General features: G+C 73.8%; 14 protein-coding genes. 4 read left to right on the top strand and 10 right to left on the bottom strand.

What is annotated here, in order from left to right:
- Positions 1–17: 17 nt before the first annotated feature.
- The 4 genes from AB0J36_RS26715 to AB0J36_RS26700 all read right to left on the bottom strand — a co-directional run bounded on the left by AB0J36_RS26715 (position 18) and on the right by AB0J36_RS26700 (position 5,733).
- Positions 18–767, bottom strand: coding sequence for an SDR family oxidoreductase (locus tag AB0J36_RS26715; protein ID WP_357119198.1), 750 nt, complete (start codon positions 765–767; stop codon positions 18–20).
- A complete protein-coding gene (locus AB0J36_RS26710; RefSeq protein WP_357394194.1) occupies positions 764–1,615 on the bottom strand; it encodes a fumarylacetoacetate hydrolase family protein in 852 nt (283 codons plus the stop codon). Before AB0J36_RS26710 ends, AB0J36_RS26715 begins: the two co-directional genes overlap by 4 nt.
- 266 nt (positions 1,616–1,881) lie before the next feature.
- Entirely contained in the window at positions 1,882–2,766 is an 885-nt protein-coding gene (locus AB0J36_RS26705; RefSeq protein ID WP_357170299.1) for an MHYT domain-containing protein, read from the bottom strand.
- Positions 2,767–2,931: 165 nt separating this feature from the next.
- Complete coding sequence (locus AB0J36_RS26700) at positions 2,932–5,733, bottom strand: DEAD/DEAH box helicase (RefSeq protein WP_363661241.1); 2,802 nt, start codon at positions 5,731–5,733, stop codon at positions 2,932–2,934.
- Positions 5,734–5,819: 86 nt separating this feature from the next.
- On the opposite strand from AB0J36_RS26700, the gene AB0J36_RS26695 reads away from it, so the two are divergent.
- On the top strand, positions 5,820–6,581 hold the full coding sequence (locus AB0J36_RS26695) for an HAD family hydrolase (protein ID WP_357170293.1): 762 nt from the start codon (positions 5,820–5,822) through the stop codon (positions 6,579–6,581).
- A 65-nt stretch (positions 6,582–6,646) separates the two neighbouring features.
- The gene (locus AB0J36_RS26690) at positions 6,647–7,558 is read left to right on the top strand and encodes an EamA family transporter (RefSeq protein ID WP_357119213.1); all 912 of its coding nucleotides are present in this window, start codon (positions 6,647–6,649) and stop codon (positions 7,556–7,558) included.
- Here the strand turns inward: AB0J36_RS26690 and AB0J36_RS26685 are convergent.
- The 6 genes from AB0J36_RS26685 to AB0J36_RS26660 all read right to left on the bottom strand — a co-directional run bounded on the left by AB0J36_RS26685 (position 7,521) and on the right by AB0J36_RS26660 (position 12,376).
- On the bottom strand, positions 7,521–8,459 hold the full coding sequence (locus tag AB0J36_RS26685; RefSeq protein WP_357119486.1) for a diacylglycerol kinase: 939 nt from the start codon (positions 8,457–8,459) through the stop codon (positions 7,521–7,523). The two genes, AB0J36_RS26690 and AB0J36_RS26685, sit on opposite strands and share 38 nt — an antisense overlap.
- Positions 8,460–8,618: 159 nt before the next feature.
- Positions 8,619–9,569 carry a twin-arginine translocase subunit TatC gene (tatC, locus tag AB0J36_RS26680; RefSeq protein WP_357119216.1) on the bottom strand — a complete coding sequence of 317 codons (951 nt, stop codon included), beginning with the start codon at positions 9,567–9,569 and terminating at the stop codon, positions 8,619–8,621.
- Between the two features lie 18 nt (positions 9,570–9,587).
- On the bottom strand, positions 9,588–9,902 hold the full coding sequence (gene tatA, locus AB0J36_RS26675; RefSeq protein WP_355233542.1) for a Sec-independent protein translocase subunit TatA: 315 nt from the start codon (positions 9,900–9,902) through the stop codon (positions 9,588–9,590).
- 158 nt (positions 9,903–10,060) lie between these two features.
- Positions 10,061–10,306 (bottom strand): hypothetical protein, encoded by a 246-nt coding sequence (locus AB0J36_RS26670; RefSeq protein ID WP_357119219.1) that lies wholly within the window; start codon positions 10,304–10,306, stop codon positions 10,061–10,063.
- A 10-nt stretch (positions 10,307–10,316) separates the two neighbouring features.
- The gene (locus AB0J36_RS26665; protein ID WP_357119222.1) at positions 10,317–11,381 is read right to left on the bottom strand and encodes a YafY family protein; all 1,065 of its coding nucleotides are present in this window, start codon (positions 11,379–11,381) and stop codon (positions 10,317–10,319) included.
- Complete coding sequence (locus tag AB0J36_RS26660) at positions 11,378–12,376, bottom strand: WYL domain-containing protein (protein WP_357119225.1); 999 nt, start codon at positions 12,374–12,376, stop codon at positions 11,378–11,380. The genes AB0J36_RS26665 and AB0J36_RS26660 overlap by 4 nt, the downstream gene beginning before the upstream one ends.
- A gap of 119 nt (positions 12,377–12,495) precedes the next feature.
- On the opposite strand from AB0J36_RS26660, the gene AB0J36_RS26655 reads away from it, so the two are divergent.
- Positions 12,496–13,497 carry a cation diffusion facilitator family transporter gene (locus tag AB0J36_RS26655; protein WP_357119228.1) on the top strand — a complete coding sequence of 334 codons (1,002 nt, stop codon included), beginning with the start codon at positions 12,496–12,498 and terminating at the stop codon, positions 13,495–13,497.
- A 60-nt stretch (positions 13,498–13,557) separates the two neighbouring features.
- Positions 13,558–14,643, top strand: a complete 1,086-nt coding sequence (locus AB0J36_RS26650; RefSeq protein ID WP_357119231.1) for a DUF3866 family protein — start codon at positions 13,558–13,560, stop codon at positions 14,641–14,643.
- The last annotated feature ends 94 nt before the right edge of the window (positions 14,644–14,737 follow it).

The raw sequence follows: 14,737 nt of genomic DNA, 5'->3' as shown, positions 1-14,737 counted from the left end.
CACACCCCCGCCCGTCGTCACGGTCGGACCCGCAGGTGGGTGACCCCACCGTCGACGTCCAACACCGTACCCGTGGTCGACGCCGATCGGGGTGACGCGAGGTAGAGGATCGCGTTGGCGACCTCCTCCGGGGTGACCAGCCGTCCGATGGGTTGGCGGGCCCGCAGCGCCGCGCGCTCGGCCGCCGGGTCGCCCGCCTGCGCGAGCAGTCGTCCCACCCACGGCGTGTCGGCCGTGCCGGGGCAGACGCAGTTGAACCGGATGCCCTCGCGGACATGGTCGGTGGCCATGGCGAGGGTCAGCGACAGCACGGCGCCCTTGCTGGCCGAGTAGAGCGCGCGGCCCGGCAGCCCGTTGAGCGCCGCGATGGACGAGATGTTGACGACCGACGCGTGCTCCGAGCGGCGCAGCCAGGGCAGCGCGGCGCTGACCACCCGGGCCATGCCGACCACGTTGACGTCGAGCACCCGGTGCCACTCGTCGTCGCCCTGGTCGGCGACGGTGCCGGTCGCGCCGATGCCGGCGTTGTTGACCACCACGTCGAGGCCGCCGAGCACGGTGGCCGCCTCGGCGACCGCCGCGTCCACCGATGGCCGGCTCGACACGTCGGCGGTGATGCCCGCGATGCCGTCGTCAAGCCCGCTCGGGTCGAGGTCGAGAACCGCCACCCGGGCGCCCCGAGCGCGCAACTCCACGGCGGTGGCGCGTCCGATGCCGGACGAGCCGCCCGTGACGATCGCGGCCAGCCCGGCGAACTCCGCGGTCATGCCGCCACCAGCGTCTGGCGTGCCCGGCCCAGGCCGGCGACCTCCAGCTCCACGACGTCACCGGCGCGCAGGTACGGGTGATCCGGAAGACCCAGCGCCACCCCGGCCGGCGTTCCCGTGTTGATGACGTCGCCCGGGTACAGGACCATGAACTGGCTCAGGTACCAGAGCACGTGCGCCACCGGGAAGATCATGTTGGCGGTGGACCCGTCCTGGCGGAGCACGCCGTTGACCCACAGACGCAGCGCGAGCGACTGCGGGTCCTTGACCTCGTCGGCCGGCACGAGACCCGGCCCCAGCGGGTTGAAGGTCTCGCAGCTCTTGCCCTTGTCCCACTGGCCGCCGCGCTCCAACTGGAAGGCGCGCTCGGAGACGTCGTGCGACACCGCGTACCCGGCGACGTGCCGCAACGCCTGCTCCGGAGTGTCGGCGTAGCGGATGGTCGTCCCGACGACGACCGCGAGTTCGACCTCCCAGTCGGTCTTGGTCGAGCCACGGGGAACGAGCACGTCGTCGTACGGCCCGACGATGGTCATCGGGTCCTTCATGAAGACCACCGGCTCGGCGGGCAGCGCCGCGCCGGTCTCCGCGGCGTGGTCGCGGTAGTTGAGTCCGATGCAGACGATCTTCGCTGGACGCGCCACCGGAGCGCCCACCCGCAGCGACGCGGCCCCGGGCAGCTCGGTCAGCTCGCCCCGGTCGAGCGCGCCGCGCGTCCGGGCGATCCCGTCTGACGCCCAGAACGCCCCGTCCAGGTCGGCGGTGAGTGGCCGCAGGTCGAAGGCCGTACCGTCGTGCTGGACGACCGGGATCTCCTGGCCGCTCGGGCCGAGGCGCTGGAAGTTCATCTCACCCTCCTCTGTGTCCGGCTGAATCGCGGGGGGTGGCGGACACCACCGCATTCAACACCGACACGCCTCGCCGCCCGCACAGCGGGATCACCTCGGTCGGCGGACTGGGACGCGGCCACCGCGCCGCGTCGGCCGGGTGGCGCGACGATCGACATCGGATCGCCGATGTGGGGGTGACCCAAGAACAGGTCACCCCCACATCGCTGATGTCGTGTGGATCATGTGGTCCGGGTCGCCTCAGCGCCGGACGGCACCGGCCGGCGTCAGCGCGGCGGGGTGTCCCGGCGGGAGGGGAACGGGGTGCCGGGCTGCCCGAGGGTGGAGCGGGCGCGCAGCCCGACCGGGTCCGGGGCGGCTGCCGGCGCGGCCGGGGTGGGCTCCGGGGTCCGGCGCGCGTCCAGGTACGCGGCGGCGGCCAGGTCGTCGTCGGTGGGGGCGGCGAGCAGGGCGTAGAGCAGCCCGACCACGCCGAAGATCACCGCCACGACGATCGGCACCAGCAGGGCGCTCACCCCGGCACCGGTCACTCCGCCCGAGCGCTCGTGCAGGTGCACCGAGAGGGCGCTCATGCCGGTGAAGTGCATGCCGTTCACCGCGACGCCCATGACCAGAGCGGAGGCGAAGATCGCCAGGCCGCGCCGGACGGTCATCGCGAGCCACAGGGCCACGGTCGCGGCGACGACCGCGATGACCACGGAGAGGACGACCCGGATGGTGTCGTAGCCGAGGCTGCCATTGAGGCGCATCGCCGCCATGCCGGTGTAGTGCATGGCGGCGACCCCGGCGCCGGTGAACACGCCGCCGGCGATGAGGCGTACCGGGTTCAGCCGGCCGGTGCCGACGATCGCCAGGCCGATGCCGACGGCGACCACCGCGATGGCGGTGCTGGCGGCGGTCAGTGGCACGTCATACCGGATGCGGGTGCCGTCGACGGCGAAGCCGAGCATGGCCATGAAGTGCATGGCCCAGATGGCGGTGCCGCCGAGCGCCCAGGCGGCCAGCAGGCCCCACCAGGCGCGCTGGCGGGCGGTACGGGCCGTGCGGATGCGGCCGGCGCAGACGAGCCCCAGGACCGACCCGAGCACCGACAGCGCGTAGCTCAGCGCGGGCGTGATCCACCCGTACTCAAAGTGATTGATGTCCGCCACGGCGATGTTTCTCCCCACTCGTTACCGGCGCGTATGCACAGCGCCCGGGCAATGATCAGGGGTGCTCCGAGCAGGCGCAATAGCACCCCCGGGCTATTCGTGGGGTGCCGTCACGGTGACCGTCCGATGCGTCGATTCACCGACCCGGTTGACCGAAAGTGATCATCAGGCGGAGGTGTGGTACGCGAGCACTCCCCGGTTGATGGCCGCTATGGCCTGCCGGGCCGTGGCACGCAGCTCCGGCGACGCGCCGCCCGAGTCGGAAAGTTGACCAAGAAGGTCGACCACCTGCCGCGCCCACCGGACGAAGTCGCCGGCCGGCATCTCGCCGTCAATCTCGTGCCCGCTGCCGAGCACCTTCGCCAGGGCCTCGCCCCGGGCCCACCGGTAGACCGGCCAGGCGAAGCCCAGATCCGGCTCGCGGGTAGCGGCCAGCCCACGGGCGGCCTCGTCGGCCTCGATCTCGCCCCACAGCTTCAGCGTCTCGTCCACGGCGTCGGAGACCGGGCCGCGCGGCAGGGAGGCCCGCTCGTCGACGTCGCGGCGCGCCTCGAAGACCACCACGGACACCGCGGCGGCCAGCTCGGCCGGGGAGAGCCCGTCCCACACGCGTCGACGCAGACACTCGGCGACCAGCAGATCCGCCTCGGTCCAGATCCGGCCAAGCATCCGACCGGCGTCGGTGACCGCGCCGTCGCGGCCGAGGTATCCACGCTCGGTCAGCAGCGCGACGATCCGGTCGAACGTCCGGGCGAGGGACCCGGTACGCCCGGACACCCGCTCACGCAGCTCGTCGGTGTCCCGTTCGAGACGACGGCGACGCTCCGCCCAGCGGGCGTGCTCCTCCCGCTCCGGGCAGGCGTGACAGGGGTGGTTACGCAGCTCGGTGCGGAGCTGGCTGAGCCGGTGGTCCTCGCCGGGCGCCTGCCGGGAGCGGCCACCTCGGCGGCCACCGTGCCGGTCCAGGCCGGTGCCGCTGACCTCGGCGGCGAGGTCCCGCCGGGCCCCCGGCGAGCGGTGGTTGAAGTGCTTGGGCACCCGGATCCGGGCCAACACCTCGGCGGGCGTGGTGAAGTCCCCCGGGCTGACCCGCCCCGCCCAGCGGTCCTGGGTGAGCACCAGCGGACGAGGTTCGCCGAACCCGCCGGTCGCCGGGTCCAGCACGACGGCCAGACCGGCCCGCCGGCCCGACGGAACACGGATCACGTCGCCGATACGCAGCCGCTCCAGCGACGCCACGGCCGCGGCCTTGCGCTGGGTCTGCCCCTGCCGGGCGATGGCCTTCTCCCGGTCGGCGATCGCCACCCGCAGCGCGAAGTACTCGTCGAAGTCGCCGTGGTGGCAGGCGGCCTCCGCGCCGTACGCCTCGATGGTCTCGGTGTTGCGCTGCACCTGCCGCGCCAGACCGACCACCGACCGGTCGGCCTGGAACTGGGCGAACGACGACTCCAGCAGCGCCCGGGCGGGCTCCGCGCCGACCGAGCCGACCAGGTTCACCGCCATGTTGTACGACGGGCGGAAGCTGGACCGCAGCGGATAGGTGCGGGTGGAGGCGAGCCCGGCCACGTGCCGCGGGTCGGTCTCCGGGGACCACACCACCACGGCGTGCCCCTCGACGTCGATGCCCCGCCGGCCGGCGCGGCCGGTGAGCTGCGTGTACTCCCCCGGGGTCAGGTCGACGTGCGCCTCGCCGTTGTACTTGACGAGGCGTTCCAGCACCACACAGCGCGCCGGCATGTTGATGCCCAGCGCAAGGGTCTCGGTGGCGAAGACCGCCTTGACCAGGCCCCGGACGAACAGCTCCTCGACGACCTCCTTGAACACCGGCAGCATGCCGGCGTGGTGGGCGGCGAGGCCGCGCTCCAGGCCGTCCAGCCACTCCCAGTAGCCCAGCACCGTCAGGTCCTCGCCGGGGATGGCGGTGACCCGGGACTCGACCACCCGGCGGATCTCGGCGCGCTCCTCGGGCGAGGTGAGCCGCAGCCCGGCGGCCAGGCACTGCTGCACGGCGGCGGCGCAGCCCGCGCGGCTGAAGATGAACAGGATGGCCGGCAGCAGACCCTCCCGGTCCAGCCGGTCCACGATGTCCGGGCGGATCGGGCCGCGCCAGCGCGGACCTCGGCGTCCGGAGCCCGGCCCGGCGCTGCGCCCCTCGCCCAGCTCCAGCCGGCGCATCGTGTCGCGGGTGTAGCGCAGCAGCTCCGGGTGCACGTCGTGCTTGCGGGCGGCGTCGGCGTCGTGGAACAGGTCGAACATCCGCTTGCCGACCAGCATGTGCTGCCACAGCGGCACCGGCCGGTGCTCGCTGACCACCACGGCGGTCTCGCCGCGCACGGTGACCAGCCAGTCGGCGAACTCCTCGGCGTTCGACACGGTCGCCGACAACGAGACCAGGGTGACCGACTCCGGCAGGTGGATGATCACCTCTTCCCACACGCCGCCGCGGAACCGGTCGGCGAGGTAGTGCACCTCGTCCATCACCACGTAGGCGAGCCCCTGCAACGTGCTGGAGCCCGCGTAGAGCATGTTGCGCAGCACCTCGGTGGTCATCACCACCACGGGCGCGTCGCCGTTGATCGCGTTGTCGCCGGTCAACAGGCCAACCTGCTCGGCGCCGTACCGGTCGACGAGGTCGTGGTACTTCTGGTTGGACAGCGCCTTGATCGGCGTCGTGTAGAAGCACTTGCGCCGGGTCGTCGGCGGCGTCGCGCCGCCGGCCGCCGCCGGGTCGTCGGGCCGCCCCCGCAGAGCCAGGTGTACGGCGAACTCGCCGACCACGGTCTTGCCGGCGCCGGTCGGGGCGCACACCAGCACACCGCTGCCCCGCTCCAACGACTGACACGCCTCGCGCTGGAAGTCGTCGAGGTCGAACCCCAGGTCCAGGGCGAACTCGTCCAACGCCGGAAACTCGGAGGCCTGCGCGGTCCGGCGGCGCGCCGCGGCGTACCGCTCGGCGGGGCTCGACATGGCACCAAGATTAGTGCGTGCCGGCACAGTGCACCCCACAAGGCCGTCCGGCAGGGCTGTCGGCGAGGGTCGGTAGGGTGCACGGCGTGCCGGACCATGCCGAACCGCCCCAGACCACTCCGCCGGGCAGCGCCACCGCCCGCCGGACGTCCCGACGGCCCGTGAAGGCGGTGCTCTTCGACTTCCACGGCACCCTGGCCCAGGTGGAGGAGCCTCGGCAGTGGGTGCTGGAGGCCGCGGCGGCGTGCGGGGTCACCCTGGACCGGGTCCGCGCCACCTCGCTGGCCGACCGCCTGCTGACCGCCGGCCGCGCGGGCGGCCCGCTACCGGCCCGGGTGCCGCCCCGGCTGGCCGAGCTGTGGGCCGACCGGGACCTCTACCCGCACGCCCACCGGGGGGCGTACACCGGGCTGGCCGAGACCGTGGACGCCGGCATCGAGGGCTTGCCCGACGCGCTCTACGAGCGGCTGCTGATCGCCGAGGGCTGGGTGCCCTACCCGGACACGGCCCCCACGCTGGCCGCGCTGCGCGACGCCGGCGTACGCGTCGCGGTGGTCAGCAACATCGGTTTCGACCTGCGCCCGCACTTCGACGCCTGGGGGTTGACCGACCTCGTCGACGCGTTCGTGCTGTCGTACGAGGTGGGGCGCTGCAAGCCCGACCCGGCGATCTTCTGGCGCGCCTGCGGGATGCTGGGCGTCGACCCGGAGCAGACGTTGATGGTCGGCGACAGCCCGGCCGACGCGGGCGCGGTGGCCGCCGGCTGCGCGGTGCTGGTGCTGCCGGCCGCCGAGCCGGGCCGGGAGAACGGGCTGGGCGCGGTCCTCGACCTGGCCCTGCCCGCCTGACCCCGGGCTGATCCGCGTCGAGGCCGCCCGCGCGTCCCCGGAGCCCACCGCCTAGCGTCAGGGCCGTGACGGACACCCTCCTGCCTGCGTCGACACCGACCGACGCGCCCCCACAGCGGCACGGTGGTGTCCTCGCCGTGGGGCTGGTGCTCGGCGGGGCGCTGTCGGTCCAGTTCGGCTCCGCCGTCGCCGCGCTGCTCTTTCCGCGTACCGGCGTGGCCGGGGCGGTCACCCTGCGGCTGACGATCTCGGCGGTGTTGCTGCTCGTCGTGTGCCGGCCGCGACTGCGCGGACACGACCGCTCGGCCTGGCTCGCCGTCGGCGCGTTCGGGCTGGCCCTGGCCGGCATGAACTCGCTGTTCTACCAGGCCATCGAACGCATCCCGCTCGGACCGACGGTGACGCTTGAGGTGCTCGGTCCCCTCGCCCTGTCGGTGTTCACCGCCCGCCGGCTGGCGAGCTGGTGCTGGGCGGGACTCGCGCTGGCCGGGGTGGCGCTGCTCGGGCAGGGCGGCTTCGACCGGCTCAATCCGGCCGGCGTGGCGTTCGCGTTCGGCGCGGGCACGATGTGGGCCGCGTACATCGTGCTCAGCGCCCGCGTCGGCGGCCGGTTCCCCGGCGCGGACGGGCTCGCCCTCGCGCTCACCCTGGCCGCGCTGGTCACCCTGCCGCTGGGCATCGTCGACGGCGGCGCGGTCCTGCTCGACCCGCAGGTGCTCGCGTTCGGCGCGGCCCTCGCGGTGCTCGCCTCCGGCCTGCCGTACACCCTGGAACTGCTGGCGCTGCGCCGGATGCCCACCGCCACCTTCGCGGTGCTGATGAGTCTCGGCCCAGCCGTCGCCACCCTCGCCGGCTGGCTGGTGCTGCGCCAGGCGCTGACCGTGTCGGAGTGCGTCGCCATCGTGTTGGTCATCGCCGCCAGCATCGGCGCGGTACGGGTCAGCGCAGCAGTCGCAGGGCCCCGGGCACTGCGGTGATCGTCACCGGGAGGCCGAGCGAGCGTTCCCCGTCGGCGTACGTGACGATCCCGTCGGCGGCCAACTCCACCGTACGGGCCCGGTAGCTGCTCACCACCGGGTGCTCGACGTGGGTGCCCTGGTAGATGTGCGGCTTCACCCGGATCATCGTGCGCCGGTCCGCCCGACCGGCCACCACCACGTCCAGCAGCCCGTCGGTCGGGTCGGCGTCGGGGCAGATCCGCATCCCACCGCCGTACGACGGGCAGTTGCCCACCGCCACCAGCACCGCGTCCATGTCGTGCACCACCCCGTCGAGGCGCATCGTGTAGCGCCGCGGCTTCAGGCGGGCCATCTCGATCAGGATCGCCAGGTCGTACCGGCGGGGGCCGCGCGGCCACCGCATCCGGTTGGCCCGCTCGTTGACGATCGCGTCGAAGCCCGCCGCGAGGACCGCGCCGTACCAGCGTTGCGCGCCATCGACGCCCGTCATCCGGGCCAGGTCGACCTCGCGGCTCCGGCCGGTACGCAGCGCCTCGGCGATCACCTCCACGGCGGCGACCGGATCGGCGGGAAAACCGGTGTCGATCGCGAAGTCGTTGCCGGTGCCGGCGGGCACCGGTCCGAACGGGATGTCGGTGCCGGCCACGGCCTGCAGCGCCCGGTGCACGGTGCCGTCTCCGCCGATCGCGACCAGCGCGCCCGCGCCCTCGGCGACCGCCGTCCGACAGGCCACCTCCGCCTCATCGGGGGTGGACGCCGACAGCACCGTCACCGGCCGGCCGGCGGCGGACAGCCCGTCCAGCAGTCGGGGCAGCAGGGCCCGCCGCCGTCCCCGGCCGGCCGTCGGGTTGGCGAGCACGGCCACCGGGCCGGCGGCCGACGCGGCGTCCTCCGCCGGTCCGGGCCGAAACTCTTTCACGGTCACGGCCAGCACCGTACTCGTCGTACATCTGATGTTCATCGTGCGGAGGTAGCGCTCCCAACCCACCGGGCGGCTCGAATCGGTCGACGGCGGACACAGCGACGCCGCCCCCACCTGGCGGGGACGGCGTCGGCTGGCTCTGGCGGCGCGGGGCCGTCAGGTCATGTCGTCGTAACGGCGTTCGATCGGCGCCGGCTTCGCGATCGGCTCCGGAGCGCCGATCGGCGCGGTCGCGTCGACCCGCTGCCCGGCCACGACCGGGTCCGGGTCGAACTCCAGCGGCGAGACCTCGTCGTCGTCGAGACCGGCGTAGACCTCCTTGCCGCGACCCCGCCGCCGGTCGTTGATGAACGCGATGCCCACCGCGCCGAAGTAGAGCGCGGAGAGGCAGACCGCCAGGGCGGTCATCCCGAACGGGTCGGGGGTGGGGGTGACCACGGCGGAGAACGCGAAGAACACGAAGATCGCCACCCGCCACCAGCTCAGCAGCCGCTTCGCGCTGGCCAGGCCGACGAAGTTGAGCATCAGCACGATCAGCGGGAACTCGAACGCCACCCCGAACAGCAGGATCAGGTTGGTGACGAAGGAGATGTACCGGGTGACTTCCAGCGTGGTCGAGATGTCATCGCCGGACACGTTCATCAGGAACTCGAGGCCCTTGGCGGTGACGAAGAAGGCCAACACCGCGCCGGCGGCGAACAGCGGCGCCGCCAGGGCCGTGAACGCGTACGCGTAGCGCCGCTCGTGCCGGTGCAACCCGGGCGCGATGAACGCCCAGAGCTGGTAGAGCCAGATCGGCGCCGCGATGATCAGGCCCACCCAGAGGCCGATCTTCAGGTTCAGCAGGAAGAGGTCCGCCGGGCCGAGCTGGACGAACAGGCACTTGCCGGACGCGTCCTTCGACCCCGGCAGGTCGCAGTACGGCTGCGACAGCAAATGCCGCACCGGCTCGGCCAGCCAGATGCCGAAGCCGAAACCGACCAGGATCGCCAGCGAGGCGCGGAACAGACGGTTGCGCAGCTCACGGACGTGCTCGATGAGCGTCATCGAGCCGTCGGCGGCCCGCTCGAACGTGCTCGGGCCGCGCTTACGCAGGGCGAAGGCCACGGTGCGAAGGCCCTTCGGTCAGTTGTCGCGGACGCGGTGCACCGGGTCGACGACCGGCTGCTGCGCCGGCGCCTGCTGGTACGGCGGCTGCTGCGGCTGCCCGGCGTACGGCGCCTGCTGCCCGGCGTGCGGCGGCAACGGCTGGTAGCCGGCCTGCGCGTCGGCCTTCTCGGCCAGGTCGCGGTCGTCGTCCTGCAGGCTCTTGGTCTCGGCCTTGATGATCCGCAGCGAGCGACCCAGCGAACGGGCCGCGTCCGGAAGCCGCTTCGCACCGAAGAGCAGGATCAGCACAACCACGAGAACGGCGATGTGCCACGGCTTGAGGGCACCCATGAGAAGCTCCAGTCGCTCTGTGTCCGGGGGGTGGTACGCAGCCCATCGTACGTGCGGATCGGTGCGATGCCACCCGCCGGGTGGTGATGGATCGGCCCGGCCGGTGAAGTCTTGACCAACGCGCGATGATCCGTCAACCACCTGGGCCGACGGCGCGGTCAGCCGCGCTTGGCCTTGATCAGCTCAAGGCGCTGCTGGGCGGTGTCGAGCTGACGTTGGACGCCCTCGGCGCGCTGCTGCAACGCCTCGGCGGTCTCCCGCAGCGCCTCCGCCTCACCGGCCCGGCGCTGCAACGCCTCGGCGGCGCGGCGCAGCTTGGGCAGCCGGGCCAGCACCGGGCGTACGGCCAGCGCGAGCGCCACGAGCGGGAGCAGCACCAGCGCGAGCACGATCCAGATCAGCACGCCGGCCAGCCTACTGGGTGCGGCCGGCCACCGCCGGATCGCCCGACGGCGCTCCGGGGGCCGCGGCCGTGCGGTCGTCGTCGGGCAGCCGCGTCACCGGCGCGGGCACCGCGTACGCGTCGAGCGCGGCGGACGCGGTCGCCCGGACCTGCTCGGCCAGCTCGACGGGGGCGACCACGGTGACGTCCGGGCCGAGGCCGAGCACGAACCGTCGCGCCCACCCCAGGTCGGTCACGCGCAGCGAGACGAGCCACTGGTCACCGTCGCCGGCCTCGACCCGCTCGCACGGGTAGTACTCGGTGATCCACCGTTCGCCGCGCCCGATCCGCAGGGTGATCAGCGGCAGGTCGGGCGACGGCCGGAAGACCCCCTCGGTGCGATCGTGCGGGACGGCCTGCGGCGGAACGGCGGCCGGCTCGTCCAGCTCGGTTATCGCGTCGATCCGGTCGGCGCGGAACAGCCGCACCGCCTCCGCGCGCCGGCACCACGCCTCCACGTACGCCCGACCGCCGACCATCAGCATCCGCAGCGGGTCGATCACCCGCTCGGTGGTCTCGTCCCGGGCCGCCGTGTAGTAGGTGATCCGCAGCGCTCGGCCGCCCTCCACGGCGGCGCGCAGCGCCTCGACCCGCCGGGTGTCCCCGGGGAGCCGGACCGCGACCGGCGCGCCCACCAGGTCACCGGCGGCGTCCTCGATCTTGGCGAGGGCCCGTTCGATGGCGTCCCGGTTGGCGACGCCGGGGGTCTCGGCGAGCATCCGCAGCGCCACCACGAGCGCGAGGGCCTCGTCGGGGGTGAGCCGCAGCGGCCGGTCGATGCCGGCGTCGTAGGTGATGGTCACCCGGTCGCCGTCGAACGCCATGTCGATCAGATCACCGGGGCCGTAACCGGGCAGCCCGCACACCCACAGCAGCTCCAGGTCCTCCCGGAGCTGTCGTTCGGTGACACCCAGGTCACCGGCCGCCTCGGCGACCTCGATGCCCGGTCGGGCCAGCAGGTAGGGCACCAGGTTGAGCAGGCGCGCCAACCGGTCGGCGGAGGTCTTGGAACCGCCGCGGGCGGCCGGGCGGGTCACCGGGCACCCCCGGAAACCGCCAGCTCGTCGTGGCGGACCGCGATCTCCTTGAGCCGCTGGATGACCGCCTCGCGGACCTCCGGCGGGTCGAGCACGCGGACGTCCGGCCCGTACCCGACAAGGTGGCCGGCCAGACCGTCCGGGTCGGCGTACGGCAGGACCAGGCGGTCGCCGTCCGGCCCGGCGGTCACCTCGACCGCCCACCGACGCAGCCCGGCGGCCCGGCCGGGCGCGGCCAGCACGGTCGCCCGGCCGGTGCGCTCCACCGGCCCGGACCAGCGGGCCACGTGACTGATCAGGTCTTCTCCCAGCGGCGGCTCGTAGGCGCCGGACGCGCCGGTCACCCGGACGGCGCCGACCACCCGGGAGAGGCGGAAGCAGCGGGTGGCGTCCCGGTCCAGGTCGTGGCCGACCACGTACCACCGGCCCCGCCAGCAGACCACGCCCCACGGTTGGAGCCGGCGGCGGCTGGGGGCGTCCCGGTCGGGTACCCGGTAGTCGAAGCCCACCTCCCGGCGGTCCCGGGCGGCGGCGGTCAGCGGCGCGAACGCCGGGTCGACGGTGACCATCGGCTCCAGGCCGAGGGTGGCCTGCGGGTCGACGTCCACCCCGGCGGCGCGCAGCTTGGCCAGCCCGGAGGACGCGGCGGCGGCCAGCCCGGCGTGCTGCCACAGCCGGGCGGCGATGCCGACGGCGGCGGCCTCGTCCGGTTCGAGGGGGATGTCGGGCAGCGCGTACTCGCGGTGGGCGATGCGGTAGCCGGGCTCGGCGTCGAAGACGCTGGCCGTGCCGGTCTCCAGGGGGACGCCCAACTCGCGCAGCTCGGCCTTGTCCCGCTCGAACTTGCGCTGGAACGCCTCGTGGTCGCGCGCGTCGTCGGGATCGTGCTCGTAGCCGGGCACGGTCGCGGCGATCTGCGCGGCGGTCAGGAACCGTCGCGTGGACAGCAGGCAGATCACCAGGTTGACCAGGCGTTCGGTGCGGGTCCGCGACACGCGGTAGACGCTAGCAGCCGACGCGCCCACATCGTGCACCCACGCGGGGCGTGCCGCACACTTGTTCGGATCGGGTCCTCCCCCGGCGCGCCGCCGCTCACCGCCATAGGGTTTCCCTCATGTCGCAAGCCGGGATGAAGACCGAGAGCGAGAGCGTCGGCACCGTGGTCGTCGCGGGCGTCGCCAACCTCGCCATCGCGGTCGCCAAGCTGGTCGCCGGGCTGATCTCGGGGTCGGCCGCGATGCTGTCCGAGGCGGCGCACTCGGTCGCCGACACCACCACCGAGGTGCTGCTGTTTCAGGCGCTGCGCCGGGGCGCCCGGCCGGCCGACAAACGGCACCCCTTCGGGTACGGCAAGGAGAGCTACGTCTGGGCGTTCTTCGCCGCGATGTTCACCTTCGTGGCCGGCGCCGGTTTCGCCGTCACCCACGGCGTCACCACGATCCTCGTGCACGAGCACAGCGGCGACTACCTCGTGTCGTACATCGTGCTGGCGGTCTCGTTCGTCATCGAGTCGATCTCGCTGGCCCGGGCCGTGCGGCAGGTCCGGCGCGAGTCCGAGCGCTGGCAGACCACCCCGCGACGGTTCCTGCGGCTCACCGCCGACACCACCGTCAAGGCCGTCTTCCTGGAGGACAGCGCGGCCCTGATCGGCCTGGTGCTCGCGGGGCTCGGCGTCGGCCTGTCGCACGCCACCGGCGACGAGGTGTGGGACGGCGTCGCGTCGATCCTCATCGGCCTGCTGCTGCTGACCGTCGCCGGGATCCTCGCCAGCAACAACCTGTCGCTGCTGGTCGGCCGGGCCGTCCCGGAGCGGCTGCGTCGCGAGATCGAGCAGGAACTGGCCGGCCTGCCCGAGGTGGAACGCATCGACACCCTGCTGACCATGCAGCTCGGCCCGGACGACATCCTCGTCGCCGCGAAGGTCGACTTCCGCGACGAGGCCACCGGCGCGCAGATCGAGACCACGGCCGACGAGGCCGAGCGGCGGCTCACCGAGCGCTACCCGGAGATCCGGTTCGTCTTCCTCGACCCGACCCGCTCACTGCCGGGCGCCACCGGCACCGCCCGCCACACCCAGGCCGCGCCGCCCGCCTCCCCCGGCGACGAGCGGACCTGAACCCGAGCGGCGTCGCACCCGGTCGCGGTCCGCCGCGCCCGCGCGGCTAGCGTGCCCGTCATGGTGCGATGGCGTACGGGGACGGTGGCGGCGCTGCGACGGCAGTGGACCGGGGCGGTGGAACTCGACGTCGACCTGCCCGACGGCACGCGCATGCGGGCGCTGGCCTATCCCGAGCTGGTCGGCACGCCCGAGCCCGGCGACCGGGTGCTGCTCAACGCCGGCGCGCTGCTGATGGGGCTGGGCACCGGCGGGTACGCCCTCGTGGTGGCGGTGCCGGACCGGCTGCCCCCGGACCCGCCGGACGCCGGCGACACCCGCGACGCCGGGCACCTGGTCAAGGCCCGCTACACGCCGTTGCAGCCGATCCTGCTCGGTGTCGACGAGGAGGCGTCCCCGCACCGGGCCATGCTGGCCGACGCCGACGACCTGGGCGGCCTGCCCGTGGTCACCGCCGACCTGCACTCGGCGTTGCCGGCGATCCTGGCCGGCATCCGGGCCGACGCCCCTCGGGCGCGGGTCGCGTACCTGCTCACCGACGGTGGCGCGCTGCCGGCCTGGTTCTCCCGCACCCTGGCCGGGCTGCGCGACGAGCTGGTCGGGACGATCACCGTCGGGCAGGCGTTCGGCGGTGACCTCGAGGCCACCACCCTGCACGGCGGTCTGCTCGCCGCCCACCACGTGCTGCGCGCCGACGTGGCGATCGTGGCGCAGGGCCCCGGCAACCTGGGCACCGGCACCCGGTGGGGCTTCTCCGGTGTCGCCGTCGGTGAGGCGGTCAACGCGATCGCCACGCTCGGCGGGCGGCCGGTCGGCTCGCTGCGCATCTCCGACGCCGACCCCCGCCCCCGGCACAACGGGGTGTCGCACCACAGCCTCACCGCGTACGGCCGGGTGGCGCTCGCCCCGGCGGAGTTGGTGGTGCCCGACGGCCTGGACCCGGCCCTGGCCGCCGAGGTCGACGCCGCCCTGGCGCCGCTGGCGGCCCGGCACCGGATCGTGCAGGTGCCCACCGCCGGCCTCGACGCCGCGCTGCGCGCCAGCCCCGTCCCCCTGTCCACCATGGGCCGCCCCCTGGACGCCGACCACGCCTACTTCCTGGCAGCAGCAGCCGCCGGCCGCCAAGCCACCACCCACCTCCCCTAACCCCAACCCCACCCCCCCCCCCCCCCCCCCCCCCCCCCCCCGGGGGGCAAAGGGGGGGGGGAAGAAAACGCCACCAAGAAGACGACCACAAAAA

It is taken from the genome of Micromonospora sp. NPDC049662 (assembly GCF_040675055.1).
Lineage (GTDB): Bacteria > Actinomycetota > Actinomycetes > Mycobacteriales > Micromonosporaceae > Micromonospora.
The sequence above is the reverse complement of the archived record's forward strand: the minus strand, read 5'-3'. Positions and strand labels throughout refer to the sequence as shown.